A 12907-nucleotide genomic window follows, 5' to 3' on the forward strand; every position below is an offset into this window, starting at 1 on the left:
AACAGGTCGCCACCGCGATCAATAGATCATCGCATCGTCGCTCTTGGGATCGACGAGCATGATCTCCCCGCGGTCGCCCAGCGACTTGGCGAGGCGCACCAGCGAAGTCTGCGCTTCCTCGCATTCGCGGGCACGGACCGGACCCATTGCGGCCATGTCGTCGCGCATCAGCTTGGCGGCACGTTCGGTCATCGCGTTGAAGAAGAGCTTCTTCATCTCTTCCGGCGAACCCTTGAGCGCCAGGGCCAGCTCCCGCTTGTTGCAGTTGCGCACGATCGTCTGGATCGCCGCCGGCAGCAGGTTCGCAAGGTCCTCGAAAGTGAACATGAGCGCGCGGATGCGCTCTGCCGATTCCGGCGCCTTCTCGTCGAGCGCGCCGAGCATGGCTTCCTCGGTCGAGCGGTCGAGCGCGTTGAACAGCTCGGCCATCGTCTCGTGCGGATCGCGGCGCTGGGCGCGCGAGAGGTTGGTCATGAACTCGCTTTTCAGCGTCTGTTCGACCTGGACGATCACGTCCTTCTGCACCGTGTCCATGCGCAGCATGCGCATGACGACGTCGGTGGCGAAATCACGCGGCAGTTCCGACAGCACGCGCGCGGCATGGTCCGGGCGCAGCTTGTGCAGGATCACCGCGACGGTCTGGGGATATTCGTTCTTAAGATAGCCCGCGAGCACGGCCTCGCTGACGTTGGACAGCTTGTCCCACATCGTCCGGCCGGAAGGACCGCGAATGTCCTCCATGATCTCCTTCACGCGGTCCGCCGAGAGGATGCCTTCCAGCAGCCTTTCGGTGGTCTCGTAGGAGCCGTGGAGCGTCGCCATGCTGGAGACTTCGCCGGAGAACTGCACGAGCAGGTGCTCGACGACGACCGAAGGCACCCGGCCGAGCTGAGCGATCGTCGAGGACAGCTCCTTGATCTCCTCGGTGGTGAGCTGCTCCCAGATCGGACCGCCATGGTCACGGCCGAGCGCCAGCATCAGCGCGGCAGCGCGCTGCATTCCCGAGTATTTCTTGAGCTCCGGCGGCTCAACCACCGCGGCCATCATCGTCACTTCGGTACCCCCGAAAAATTGCTCGATCCCGTACGGTCAGGGCCTCGTTCCCTCTATTTATAGGAGGAAGGTCAGCGCAACGGCCGGATGGAGACAGAATTGGCGATAAATTTAAACAATGGGTTGATAGGACTGTCGGTTCTCGGCGGAACGAGCGCCTATTCGAGCCTTTCCAGCTCCCTCACCGCCATGGACAGCGCCGCTGTGATCAAGGCGAAGAAGGCGTTCACGCTGGCCCAGCCGGAAACCATCGCGCCCTGGCTGGAAGATGCGGACACCCGCCCCGTCAGCTCGCAGATTCAGGCCATCAAGAAGATGCTGTCAATCGTCGACACGACGAAGGACAGCAACCTCGAAGACCTGCCCGACGTGCAGACCGCCTATACGACCTACAAGGCGCTCGACAGCCTGCGCATTCTGGCAGAGAGTGCCGCCAAGAGCGGAACATCGTCGACGGAGCGCGCCTCGCTTCAGAAGGCCTTCGCCAAAGGTCTCGCCGATCTCCAGGCCTATCTCGGCGGCGCCGAGACCGACCTGCTCAACCTGAACTTCGGAATGCCCGCCAGCGGCAAGAGCACTGTCGGCGTCAATACCGGCACCTTGGGCTCCAAGGTCGTGGCCGAAGGCGTCACGACGACCCGTAACGCGGCCCTCTCGGGCATGACCGGCAACGAAGTCCTCGAAATCAAGCTGACGCGCGGCACCACGACCGAAACGGTCACCGTGGACCTGTCGCAGAGCACGCAGCCGCCCACGCTTGATTCCGTGGCAACCGCGATCAATGCCGCAATCGGCGCCACGCAGGCGGTGGATAGCAGCGGCAATCCGGTGGTCGATGCCGACGGCAATCCGGTCAGCAAGTGGAAGTCGAACTTCACCGTCGAAAAGAACGACGACAAGTGGGGCCTCGTCTTCAACCCGGCCGGCTCCGAAAAGGTCGCCATCGATCAGGTTGGCGCCAAGGACGCGCTGATCGTCGCCAGCGGCGAAACCGCCGCCTCCGCTCCCACCGCGGCGCGAATCTACCGCGTCGAGGACCTCGAAGATTCGCTCGCCTGGCAGCGCCTGAGCAAGATAAACGCGGTAGACACCGCAGCCACCGCTCAGGCGGAAGCGACCGGAAAGGCCAACTCCACGGCCAACGGCGATGACACCGAACGCGACTATACCGTGGCCGCCGCCACCCAGGCGAAGGCAATCGTCACCGATACCGAAGGGTTCAGCTATGTCGTGGGCACCACGGCAGGTGACCTCGGCACGCATATCTCCGACGGCAAGAACGACCTGTTCCTCACCAAGGTGGACAGCGAAGGCAATATCGTCTGGCAGCAGAACCTGGGCGCGGCGGGCACCGCGGAAGGCGCCGCCGTTACGATCGCCCCGAACGGCGACATCGTCGTTGCCGGTTCGGTAAGCGGTGCCTTCAACGGCACGGACGACAGTCAGACCGACATTCTGGTCTCGCGCTTCAGCTCAACCGGAGCCGAACTTTCCTCCACCGCGATCCGGCAGATCGGCAACGAGACCGCCAGCGCGGTGACGGTAGGGGACGACGGCAGCATCTATGTGGCGGGCCGAACCTCGACCGGCGGCGGCGACGCCTTCGTCGCCCGGCTCGATGCGACGGGCAAGCTCCAGGAACGCCGCAACATCGACAGCGGGGGCTCCGATTCCGTCACGTCGCTGGCGATCGACGGTTCCGGCAACCTGCTGGCCCTCACCAGCGAGAACGGCGTGGCCACCGTCCGCCGGCTCGACGCGGCCTCGCTTTCCAACGATCTCGGTTCGATCTCGCTGGGCAATGTCTCGGCCCGCGCGATCGCGGTGTCGGACAGCGGAGAGATCGCCGTCGTCGGCACCGCCGGTACGGCCGTTACCGGCTCGCAGGTCAACGCCATCAGCGGCGGACAGGACGCTTTCGTCACCCGTATCGACAGCGCCCTCTCCTCCTCCTCGACGACCTACATCGGCACCGCCGCCACCGACCAGGCCGACAGCGTGGCTTACGTCAACGGCACGCTTTATGTCGGCGGACGCACTGCCGGAGACCTCGGCGGCACCAAATCGGGCACGGTCGACGGCTTCGTCGCGCGGATCGATGCCGCGACCGGAACGGTCGAGAACATCTCGCAATGGGGCATGCACAGCTCCACCACCGAGCCGGTGAAAATCTCGGTCGCCACAGGCGGATCGACCGTCCTCGGCGCACTGGGCCTCAGCCGGGGAACCATCAACCAGCAGGAATCGACCACGCTCACCTCGCAGACCAGCCTGCGCGCCGGAGACCAGTTCACCATCCGCGTGGACGGCGGCGCGACACGGACGATCACGGTCGCCGCCGACGAGACGATGGCCACGCTTTCCAAGAAAATCCAGCGCATCACCGGCACCAAGGCTACGATCACCACCCCCCGCGTCGATGGCGAGACCACTCTGCGGATACAGGTGAAATCGGGCTACAAGATCGAACTCGGCGCTGGCGGCGAAGGCAAGGACGCCCTGTCGAAACTGGGTATCGATCCGGTTCGCCTGGTCGCATCGAAGGCCGCCGATCCGGATAGCCCCAAGGTCACGCCCGGCGGCACCTACAGCATGAACCTGACCACCAATCTCCTGCTGACCGATGCCAAGACGGCGGCGGCCTCGCTTGCCAAGATCAAGTCAGCGCTGTCGATGACGCAATCGGCCTATCGTTCGCTTTACTGGGACTCCGGAAAGGCCGCGCTCGTCGACGGCACTCTGGGTTCCGGCGGCGGATCGGCCTACCAGCAAAAACAGCTCGCCAATTACCAGGCCGCCCTGTCGCGGCTCACCGGTTCCTGAGGTAATCCTTCATGTCTGCTCTTCCTCCTATTTTCGACGGCATGGCCCAGTCGATGAAGTTCATGTCCGAGCACCAGCGCGTGATCGCCGAGAACATCGCCAACAACGAAACACCGGGCTTCAAGGCCCGCACGGTCGAGACCCCGGATTTTTCCTCGCTCGTCTCGCAATATGGCGGCGCGGCGGGGACGCCACGCGTTGCACGGCCGAAAGTGGAACTGTCCGGCGGGATGACCGCGCTGGGCGCGCGTCCGCCGCAGGCCGGCAGCCGCATCGTGCTCGACAGCGACACCACGGAAACCAAGCCTGACGGCAACAATGTCACGCTGGAAGACCAGTTGCTCAACCTCGGCCAGGTCCAGGCAGACTTCGCGGCGATGACCAACCTCTACCGCAAGCAGATCGGCCTGATGAAGACCGCGCTCGGCCGCGGCTGATCGGCGCGCTGCGCCGTCATGCGGCGCAGCGACGGCAGACTGTTCGTCCAACCGCCCAAAGGGGTGCAGTCCATCGCGGACCGCACCCCTTTTTCGATGATCGCACCAAATCCGTTGCGGACCCGCCCATGCAGGAATCGGCGGGCTTACCGGGCGCTCTGCCGCAACTATCCCGTTTCGTTCAGATTACCTTAAATTTGGCTGGGCTTATCCGGGAAATCTCCGGATTTATCCAGATAGTCGGGAACGGGAATAATGGACCAGCGTTTAAAGGGGAGTATATTTATTTCAATTCTTTAACACCCTCTCCCTCAGGAAATGCTCCTTTAGGGATAGCCCGAGATAGGCAAGTTTTTCCTGCAACGAAGCTGAAATCCAATGGAAACACGACAAGAATAACCATTATGGAGCAAGGCCGATGGATTATAGGTGGAACTTCTTGCCGACCGCGACAATCCGCCCCACTTTGGTACGACATATATAATGGATTATTGACCGTTCCGGATTTCCATGGAACAAATTCACCATTCATAGCCAGACAAGAGCTTCAATGACCCAAAAACCGCTTGGATCCCAGAAGCGGAATGGGAAGGCGCTTGCAACCGCGCCGACCGCAATCGAGATCGATGCTTATCGCACGCTCGTCTTTCCGAACCGGATCAGGAAATTTCGTAAGCAGCTCAATATTGGATCGCTGCTGGAATTGTCGGACAAGCTTCCGACGATAACCTATATTCGCCTTTCGAAGATCGAAAGGGGAGAGATTTTCGCGCGTGCTTCGGAACTGCGGGACATCGCCGCAGCCTTGGGCATCGATGCCGCGGAACTCCTGATCGACATCGACGATCCCGAATTCGACATCGCCGCCTGGGCCGATCCACTCCACGCCAGCGATCGCGCCGATCCTGAGGCGGAACGCTTTGCCGTCCTGCTTGCGGCGGCGTTGCGGAACCGCCGGGCTTCGGACAATGCCCTGACGATCGCCGTGCTCGAACAGGAATATGGCATTGCACCCGTCATCCTTTCTAGGATCGAGAATGCCCTGAAGCCTTACGACCGCTGGAACGAGGAAGTGCGCGCCGCACTGCGCCGCCTGCTTGATGCCCAGGACGACGAGGAACTGGCCGCCGTCATCAATGAAGCCCACATTCGGGGAGACCTGGACGCGGTTCTGCCGCTCGTGGCCAATCCGGAACTGCGGATCACCAAGTCCCGCACGCGCATCGCCGCGCTGCATGACGAACTCCGGGGCGTATCTCCGCCCGCTCGGGCGAATGCACGCGCCCTGCCGCATCCGCTGCTCGAACGTACCGGCGGAAATACCACGCGGTCGCAACCCAGTGCGATCGACATCCTCGAAACACAGGTCATGGAGCATCCGACCGTGCGCCTGGTGCCCGTTTTCGGCACCCCCCTGCCGGACGGCCTGATCGCGCGGACCCCCGGCGCGGCGCAAGTCGAGGCCCCGCGCAGCGCCGGCCCCCGCGCCTACGGCCTGCGCCTCGGACGGCCCACGCTGGGCGCCGGTCTTCCCGGCCGTTCCACGCTGATCGTCGATCCCGATCGTTTCCCCTCGGCAGGCGGCCTTGCCGTGGTTTCGACCGCGGAAGGACTGCGCGTGCTGTCCGTGGCGCTCGACCGGCTCGGCCACATGCTCGGCTACAGCGAAAATCCCGATATCGAAGTCGCTCTCGACCAACTCGATCCGGCCGACCTTGCGACAGTCGTGGCGGCGGTCTTCGAATAGTAACGGCATTTGACATATCGTGCAGGCCGCCGTCCCCGGTAGGCACGATATAAAGTATGTGTAGGATACCCGGAATCGGAATGCGCATACCTGGCCTGTTGAAGTCGATCGGGAAACGTCTGCGGCCTCTGGATTCCCGTATACGTCCCGCTTCTACCCTGACCCGCAATCCCGATGCGGCATCCCTCCTGGCCGCACGCGCGTCGCCGCTACGGGCCATAGAACAGGCATTGGCGCGCTATCGAGCGGGCGCCGGAAAGCCCGTTTCGTCATCGGCGACAGCGCTGCTGCTCATCGATCTCGACCGCTTCAGGCTGGTCAACGATCTCTGCGGCCACGCCGCCGGCGACACTCTCCTCGATACCGTCCGCGATCGCAGCGAGCGGGTCTTGCTTGAACGTTCTCGCCATGGAGCCGAAGTTGTCCCTATCGGTGCCGACGAATTCGCCTGCCTGGTCCCGCTGCACGATGAAACCGGAGATCGCGGAGACCTGAACCGGCTGGCGGAGCACCTGCTGAAAGCGATCGCAGCGCCGGTCGGCCTGGGCCGCCACATCATCCACCTGACCGCCTCGATCGGCATAGCCGTGGACCGCCAGGATACGATTTCCGCCGAGGAGCTGCTGCGCGGCGCCTCGATCGCGCTGTCCCATGCCAAGGAAGCCGGCGGCGCGCGCATCAGGCGCTTCTCGCCCGAGATGTTCGCCTCCCTCAATGACCGCGCCACCCTGGAGGAAGACCTGCGCAGCGGATTGCTGCGCGGCGAACTGATGCCGCACTATCAGCCGATCGTCGCCCTCCCCTCCCGCGAAATCGTCCGCTTCGAGGCGCTGGCACGCTGGCATCATCCGCAGCGCGGCGTGCTGGGGCCGGACCGCTTCCTGTCGATGGCGGAAGAGGTCGGACTCAACGACGACCTGCTCTACGCCATGCTCCGCCAGTCCTGCCGCGCGGCGCAGGACTGGGACGATCGGCTGGGCCTTTCGATCAACATGTCACCGCGGCAGGTCTGCGATCCAGACATCGCTTCCCGGCTGCTGCGTATCGTCTTCGCCAGCGGCCTTCGGCCCGACCGGCTGACGGTGGAAATCACCGAGAATGCCGTGATCCATAACGTCGTCGCCGCGCAGGCAACCGTGGCGACGTTGCGTGAAGCTGGAATCAAGGTGGCGCTGGACGATTTCGGCACCGGCTACGCCAGCCTGAGCAGGCTCTGCAAGTTCCCGCTCGACATGATCAAGATCGACCGCACCCTGGTCCAGGCACTCGGCAGCGATGCCGGGCGAAAGCTGGTGAAAGTGGTCGTCGACCTCGGCCACAGCCTAGCCATGCCGGTAACTGCTGAAGGGATCGAGACCGAGCAGCAGGCCCGCATGCTTTCAGAACTGGGGTGCGCTTTCGGACAGGGCTATCTGTTCGGCCGCCCTGCCCCGGCCTGCGAAACCGCGGTAAGGGCCCGCCAGAGCATGAGTGCACTGGCTTCCTGACGCACAAGAGAGAGGGCGCAGGGCTGTCAACAACCTCTAGATACGTGAAGGGGAGGAGCGACGCCGTGCCGCTCCTCCCCTTCACGTATCGATCTCCCGCGATCAGTATTCGGTGTTGAACGAGATCGGCGTGGTCAGATCGAGCCGCGCAATCGCGCCCTTGGGGCTGTAAGTATAAGTACGATTGCCGGAGAGCCGCTTGGCCTCGTTGGCGATGGCGCCCATCATCTCCATCGACAGCTCGATCTGCCGTTCGAGAAGCGCGGAATTGACCATGGAGGCCGCCCGCAACTCGCCGAGAGCGGCGGAAAGGGCCTCGCGAGTCTCGTCGTCCATCTGCTCGGTCCATTCGGGGTCGAGGCGGTTGCGCCGCGCCAGCACTTCCTCCAGCGAGGCGACCAGCCGGGTCTTCGCCGCCGCCAGTTCGGCGAGATCGAGCGCGCGCTCGCGGCCTTCGAGACGCTCGGTCTCCTCGCGCATGACCAGCGTCAGCGAGGTCATGATCTCGATCAGTTCATTCGGCACGGCTGCTGCCTCCCTGCAGGCGGATGATCTGTGCCTCGACGGCAGATGCGATGCCGAGGCCCTTGCCCTTGGCGATCTGGTTGCCGATCTGCTCGGCCAGTACGCCACGGAACATCTCCTCGCCGTGGCCGCCATTGAAATCCTCGCCCTGCTCGACGGTCTCCAGCATGATCTTGGTGATCTGCCCGGCGAAGACGCCCTCGAACTCGCGCGCCACTTTGGCGGGGCTGCGGTCCGGCGTCTGGATCGCGGGACGGGAAGGAAGCGAGCGTAAAACCGGATCTGCCATCTTTACTGTACCGCTATTTCGGCCTGAAGCGCGCCCGCCGTGCGCAGCGCCTGCAGGATGGTGATGAGATCGCGCGGGCTGACGCCCAGCGAATTGAGCCCCGCAACGAGCGTCTGGAGCGAGGTGCCGCTGTTCAGCACCGCCAGATGGGCGCCGCTGCCGTCGTCCGCTTCGACGCGGGTGCGCGGCACCACGGTCGTCTCGCCACCCGAGAACGGTGCGGGCTGCGAGACCACCGGCGTCTCGGTGACGCTGATGGTAAGGCCGCCCTGGGCGATGGCCACCGGGCTGACGCGCACGTCCGCGCCCATGACCACGGTGCCCGCCGCTTCGTTGATGACGATCCGCGCAACCTGGTCCACCTGCACCGGCAGGTTCTCGACGCGGGTGATGAGGTCGATCACCGAGCCGCCTGCCGGATCGAGTTCCACCGTGCCCGGATCGAGCACTTGCGCGGAACCGGGCGCCTCGCGGTTGATCGTCGCAGCGATCTGGCGCGCGGTGGTGAAATCGGGGTTCTTGAGCGCCAGCTTCAGCGTCTGGGCGGAGCGCAAGTCATAAGGAACCTCGCGCTCGACGATGGCGCCCCCGGCGATGCGCGCGGTGGTCATGACGCCGCGGCTGAGCTTGGCCGCCGCGCCCTGGGCCTTGAAGCCGGAGACCGCGACCGGGCCTTGCGCCACCGCATAGATCTCGCCGTCCAGCGCGCGCAGCGAGGAGACCAGCAGGATGCCGCCCTGCAGGCTGGTGGAATCGCCGAGCGCCGAAACCTGCACGTCGATCGCCGAACCGGCGCGGGCATAGGGCGGCATCGTCGCCGTCACCGTCACCGCCGCGACGTTCTGCGTCAGCATCTGCGTGCCGCGAATGTTCACGCCCATGCGTTCGAGCATGGCCTGAAGGGTCTCTTCGGTGAAGGGAATGTTGCGGATACGGTCGCCGGTGCCCTGAAGGCCGACCACGAGGCCGTAACCGACCAACTGGTTCGAGCGCACGTTCTCGACATCGACGATGTCCTTGATGCGCGGCTGGGAGCCGGCGAAGGCCACACCCGGCGCCAGCAGGACCGCAAGCAGCGCGGTGCTGGCCGCCATGGCCAGCAGCGAACCGTGCATCCTCGATTTCAAAGGCTTGAACATCTCTGACCTTATAGGATGATTGAAGCGGCGGAGGGCGGGCAGGTTCGGCATTTTCACCTCACTTCTTCCCGGTTCTGGCAAGCCGCATGACGTAGCCGATGATCTCGGCGACGGCGGCGTAGTGTTCGATCGGAATCGGGCGGTCGATATCGACGGCGGCGTAGAGCGCACGGGCGAGCGGCGGGCTTTCGACGATCGGCACCTTCGATTCGGTGGCTATCTCGCGGATGCGCAGGGCGATGGCGTCCACGCCCTTGGCCACCACCACCGGCGCCGCCATGGCGCCGTGGTCGTACTTCAGCGCAATGGCGTAGTGCGTCGGGTTGGTGATGATGACGCTCGCCTCGGGCACTGCCGCCATCATCCGCTTGCGCGAGCGCTGCATCTGGATCTGGCGAATCTTGGCCTTGATCTTGGGATCGCCGTCGCTCTGCTTGTGCTCGTCCTTCACTTCTTGGAGCGTCATCATCATGCGCTTCATGAAGGCCCGGCGCTGGTAGACGAAGTCGAACAGCGCCAGCGCCATGACCAGCAGCAGCACCGCGCGGATCGCCTCGTAGCCCAGTTCCCCCGCCGCCGCGCCGATCGCGCCCGGCGCGAAGCCGACGAGCTGGTCGAAACCGGTCATGCGCGGCTTCAGCACCATGAAGACGACGAGGCCGATGGCGCTGAACTTGGCCAGGGTCTTGGCGAATTCCACCAGCGCGCGCATCCCGAAGATGCGCTTGAAGCCGCTGGCCGGGTTGAGCTTGGACCATTTGGGCGCCAGCCGCGACCAGCTCATCACGACGCGGCCCTGAAGGAAGATCGTCGCGACCGCGCAGGCGAAGAGCACGCCGAACACCGGCAGCAGCGAGAACGCGAAATGGCGCGCCACGCCGGTCATCAGGTTCTGCGCGCCGTCTGAATCGAGCGGATAGTCCTCGGCGCTGCCCCAGAGGCGGGTCATCATCATGCCGAGGTGGCGGATCGCGGAAATGCCGACCCACCCGGTGACGATCAGCGCGCCGGTCATCATCGTGGCGTGGCGCACTTCCGGCGCCATCGCCACTTCGCCGCGCTTGCGGGCATCCTCCAGTTTCTTCTGGGTCGGCTCCTGTGTGCGCTGGTCCTTGTCGCTCTCGGCCATGCTAGAGGCTCCATCCGTTCTGCATGAAGCTGCCCATGGCGGTCGCGAATGCCGTCAGCATCGTCCCCAGCGTCATCGCCACCACCGAAATGCCGAGCAGCAGGTTGAGCGGCTGGGTGATGAAGAAGACCTGGATCGACGGCGCGACGCGGGAAGCGAGGCCGAGGCCGACGTTGAACAGCGCGCCGTAAAGGATCAGCGGTGCAGCCAGACTGACGCCCAGCGCCATCGCCTGCCCCGTTACCTTGACCGCCAGATCGGCGAATTGCGCCGAGGGCGGCAGGCCCCCGACCGGAAACACGGAATAGGACTGAAAGATCGAGGCGATCCACAAGTGATGGACGCCCATGCTCATGCAGACGATGATCGCCGAAATGCCGAACAGGCGCGAAAGCAACGGCGCCTGACCGCCCATCGACGGGTCGTTGACCAGCGCCGAGGCAAGACCGACCTGCTGGCTGGCGATCGAACCGGCGATCGCGGCGGCGCTGAACAGGATTTTCACGATCATGCCCATGGCGATACCGACCAGCATCTCGCCGATCACCAGCATCGGCAGCGAGGCGTCGGACTTCACCGCCGGGGCGACGTGGCCCTGAAGCATGCCGTAGAGGCCGAGCGTGAAGCCCAGCGCCATGACCAGCCGGACCTGCGGCGGGATGGAATCCTCGGAAAAGGCCGGGAGCAGCATCACGACCGCGCCGACCCTGCAGAACAGGATCAGGAAGGTCGCCGCATCGACTGGCAAAGCCGCGAGGGTCGCGATGTCGAGAGAAGCCCCGCCCATCGTATCAGCCGGTGACGATAGCGTCGGCGATGCGGTCCATGAAGGCGCCGAGGGCATGGCCGATCATGGGCAGCGACAGCAGCATGACCAGGCCCAGAACCAGAATCTTGGGCACGAAAGTCAGCGTCATTTCCTGTACCTGGGTAAGTGCCTGGAGCAGGCCGATGACGACGCCGACGATCAGCGCGGCAATTAGCATCGGCCCGGCGATGGTCAGCACCAGCACCAGCGCCGCGCGCGCGATCTCGATGGCTTCGGGTGAGGTCATGACTGCCGACTGTCCCTTGGATTACGTAAGATACTTTCGCGAGGGCGGCGGGAATGAAGGTCCGCAAGTTCGGCCAGACCCGCCATATCCGCCGCCGTCCCGACTAGATCTGCATCCGCATGATGTCGGAATAGGCGTTCACCACACGGTCGCGCACGGCCACCACAGTATCGAGCGCGGTTTCCGCCGCGCCGATCGCGGTGACGACATCGATCAGGTCGCCCTTGCCCGCCACCTGCTTGGCGCTTTCCGCTTCGGCGGTGCGCAGCGAGGTCGAGGCGTCGGTCACCATGGATTCCACCATGCTGCCGAAGTTGCCGCCGGTATTGCCGGCTGCACCGGAAATGCCGCCGGCCATGTCGCCGAGGCCGGTGAGGCCGCCTGTGGAAGGTGCAGCCGTCTTCATCGCGCGGCCATAGGCGGCCGTGGCGTCGAGTGCTCCGATTGCCATGGAGTGTTTCCTTACTTGAGCAGGTCGATCGTTCGCATGGTCATGCCACGCGCGGATTCGATCGCATTGAGATTGGCTTCGTAGGACCGCTGCGCCGCCTTCATGTCGGCAGCCTCGATCAGCGGATTGACGTTGGGCTGGTCGACGTAGCCCTGCGCATCGGCGGCCGGGCTGCCCGGCTGGTAGACGCGCGGGAACTGGCTCTTGTCGCCCTCGATCGACTTGACGGCGACCTGGGTGGCGCCGCTCGCACGGTCGACTTCGGCAGTGAAAGTGGCGACCCGGCGGCGATAGGGATCGGCGTCCGGGGTCTTCGCCACGGAGTCCGAGTTCGCCAGGTTTTCCGCGATCACGCGCATCCGCAGCGACTGGGCGCGAAGGCCCGATGCCGAGACGCCGATCGAGTTGTTCAGTTCCATCAACACAGCTCCTGCCCTGCCCTTGCGGCAGACAGCTTCCTTATAGGCATTTTTTGCCTAGCACCGCGCAATCCTATAAAATAATTCCTATAAGCAGGCTTGAAAGGAGACGCGTCATGTCCGTCCTCGAAGGCATTCCCATCGACATGTCGATCGTACTCGGATCGACCAGCATCCCCATCCGGCAGGTTCTCAAGATGAGCCGCGGCGCGATGATCCCGCTCGACTGCGGCCACAACGATCCCACCCGCGTTTATGTGAACAACCAGCTGGTGGCTGAAGGCAAGATCCTGGTGAACGGCGAAGTCATGTCGCTGGAGATCACCAAGGTCGTCGAACGCGAGCGCTGAGAG

General features: G+C 64.2%; 14 protein-coding genes. 5 read left to right on the plus strand and 9 right to left on the minus strand.

What is annotated here, in order from left to right; translation table 11 throughout:
• Nucleotides 1–18: 18 nt before the first annotated feature.
• Nucleotides 19–1047 carry a flagellar motor switch protein FliG gene (gene fliG, locus ACZ1II_RS20185; protein ID WP_465147350.1) on the minus strand — a complete coding sequence of 343 codons (1029 nt, stop codon included), beginning with the start codon at nucleotides 1045–1047 and terminating at the stop codon, nucleotides 19–21.
• A gap of 129 nt (nucleotides 1048–1176) precedes the next feature.
• On the opposite strand from fliG, the gene ACZ1II_RS20190 reads away from it, so the two are divergent.
• The 4 genes from ACZ1II_RS20190 (at nucleotide 1177) to ACZ1II_RS20205 (ending at nucleotide 7547) form a co-directional block, all read left to right on the plus strand.
• Nucleotides 1177–3876 (plus strand): NHL repeat-containing protein, encoded by a 2700-nt coding sequence (locus ACZ1II_RS20190; protein ID WP_465145363.1) that lies wholly within the window; start codon nucleotides 1177–1179, stop codon nucleotides 3874–3876.
• An 11-nt stretch (nucleotides 3877–3887) separates the two neighbouring features.
• A complete protein-coding gene (locus ACZ1II_RS20195) occupies nucleotides 3888–4313 on the plus strand; it encodes a flagellar biosynthesis protein FlgB (RefSeq protein ID WP_465145364.1) in 426 nt (141 codons plus the stop codon).
• Nucleotides 4314–5016: 703 nt separating this feature from the next.
• The gene (locus tag ACZ1II_RS20200) at nucleotides 5017–6060 is read left to right on the plus strand and encodes an XRE family transcriptional regulator (protein ID WP_465145365.1); all 1044 of its coding nucleotides are present in this window, start codon (nucleotides 5017–5019) and stop codon (nucleotides 6058–6060) included.
• Between the two features lie 230 nt (nucleotides 6061–6290).
• Nucleotides 6291–7547 (plus strand): putative bifunctional diguanylate cyclase/phosphodiesterase, encoded by a 1257-nt coding sequence (locus tag ACZ1II_RS20205; RefSeq protein WP_465145366.1) that lies wholly within the window; start codon nucleotides 6291–6293, stop codon nucleotides 7545–7547.
• Between the two features lie 102 nt (nucleotides 7548–7649).
• Here the strand turns inward: ACZ1II_RS20205 and ACZ1II_RS20210 are convergent, their stop codons facing one another.
• The 8 genes from ACZ1II_RS20210 to flgC form a co-directional block, all read right to left on the minus strand.
• The gene (locus ACZ1II_RS20210; protein ID WP_465145367.1) at nucleotides 7650–8072 is read right to left on the minus strand and encodes a flagellar biosynthesis protein FlgN; all 423 of its coding nucleotides are present in this window, start codon (nucleotides 8070–8072) and stop codon (nucleotides 7650–7652) included.
• Nucleotides 8062–8361 (minus strand): rod-binding protein, encoded by a 300-nt coding sequence (locus tag ACZ1II_RS20215; protein ID WP_465145368.1) that lies wholly within the window; start codon nucleotides 8359–8361, stop codon nucleotides 8062–8064. The genes ACZ1II_RS20210 and ACZ1II_RS20215 overlap by 11 nt, the downstream gene beginning before the upstream one ends.
• 2 nt (nucleotides 8362–8363) lie before the next feature.
• Nucleotides 8364–9476 carry a flagellar basal body P-ring protein FlgI gene (locus tag ACZ1II_RS20220; protein WP_465145369.1) on the minus strand — a complete coding sequence of 371 codons (1113 nt, stop codon included), beginning with the start codon at nucleotides 9474–9476 and terminating at the stop codon, nucleotides 8364–8366.
• 82 nt (nucleotides 9477–9558) lie between these two features.
• Nucleotides 9559–10629, minus strand: coding sequence for a flagellar biosynthesis protein FlhB (gene flhB, locus ACZ1II_RS20225; RefSeq protein WP_465145370.1), 1071 nt, complete (start codon nucleotides 10627–10629; stop codon nucleotides 9559–9561).
• Between the two features lies 1 nt (nucleotide 10630).
• On the minus strand, nucleotides 10631–11416 hold the full coding sequence (fliR, locus tag ACZ1II_RS20230) for a flagellar biosynthetic protein FliR (RefSeq protein WP_465145371.1): 786 nt from the start codon (nucleotides 11414–11416) through the stop codon (nucleotides 10631–10633).
• 4 nt (nucleotides 11417–11420) lie between these two features.
• A complete protein-coding gene (locus ACZ1II_RS20235; protein ID WP_465145372.1) occupies nucleotides 11421–11684 on the minus strand; it encodes a flagellar biosynthetic protein FliQ in 264 nt (87 codons plus the stop codon).
• Between the two features lie 103 nt (nucleotides 11685–11787).
• On the minus strand, nucleotides 11788–12135 hold the full coding sequence (locus ACZ1II_RS20240) for a flagellar hook-basal body complex protein FliE (protein ID WP_465145373.1): 348 nt from the start codon (nucleotides 12133–12135) through the stop codon (nucleotides 11788–11790).
• An 11-nt stretch (nucleotides 12136–12146) separates the two neighbouring features.
• Nucleotides 12147–12554 carry a flagellar basal body rod protein FlgC gene (gene flgC / locus ACZ1II_RS20245; protein ID WP_147219603.1) on the minus strand — a complete coding sequence of 136 codons (408 nt, stop codon included), beginning with the start codon at nucleotides 12552–12554 and terminating at the stop codon, nucleotides 12147–12149.
• A 116-nt stretch (nucleotides 12555–12670) separates the two neighbouring features.
• Between flgC and ACZ1II_RS20250 the strand changes: the two genes are divergently transcribed.
• Entirely contained in the window at nucleotides 12671–12904 is a 234-nt protein-coding gene (locus ACZ1II_RS20250) for a FliM/FliN family flagellar motor switch protein (RefSeq protein ID WP_465145374.1), read from the plus strand.
• Nucleotides 12905–12907 lie beyond the last annotated feature (3 nt).

It is taken from the genome of Novosphingobium sp. BL-S-20, from assembly GCF_055521635.1.

Bases quoted from the DNA above. Each gene is read 5' to 3' on its own strand.
- fliG (WP_465147350.1), bottom strand. From the start codon at position 1,047: ATGATGGCCGCGGTGGTTGAGCCGCCGGAGCTCAAGAAATACTCGGGA.
- ACZ1II_RS20195 (WP_465145364.1), top strand. From the start codon at position 3,888: ATGTCTGCTCTTCCTCCTATTTTCGACGGCATGGCCCAGTCGATGAAG.
- ACZ1II_RS20215 (WP_465145368.1), bottom strand. From the start codon at position 8,361: ATGGCAGATCCGGTTTTACGCTCGCTTCCTTCCCGTCCCGCGATCCAG.
- ACZ1II_RS20220 (WP_465145369.1), bottom strand. From the start codon at position 9,476: ATGCACGGTTCGCTGCTGGCCATGGCGGCCAGCACCGCGCTGCTTGCG.
- flhB (WP_465145370.1), bottom strand. From the start codon at position 10,629: ATGGCCGAGAGCGACAAGGACCAGCGCACACAGGAGCCGACCCAGAAG.
- fliR (WP_465145371.1), bottom strand. From the start codon at position 11,416: ATGGGCGGGGCTTCTCTCGACATCGCGACCCTCGCGGCTTTGCCAGTC.
- ACZ1II_RS20235 (WP_465145372.1), bottom strand. From the start codon at position 11,684: ATGACCTCACCCGAAGCCATCGAGATCGCGCGCGCGGCGCTGGTGCTG.
- ACZ1II_RS20240 (WP_465145373.1), bottom strand. From the start codon at position 12,135: ATGGCAATCGGAGCACTCGACGCCACGGCCGCCTATGGCCGCGCGATG.
- flgC (WP_147219603.1), bottom strand. From the start codon at position 12,554: ATGGAACTGAACAACTCGATCGGCGTCTCGGCATCGGGCCTTCGCGCC.
- ACZ1II_RS20250 (WP_465145374.1), top strand. From the start codon at position 12,671: ATGTCCGTCCTCGAAGGCATTCCCATCGACATGTCGATCGTACTCGGA.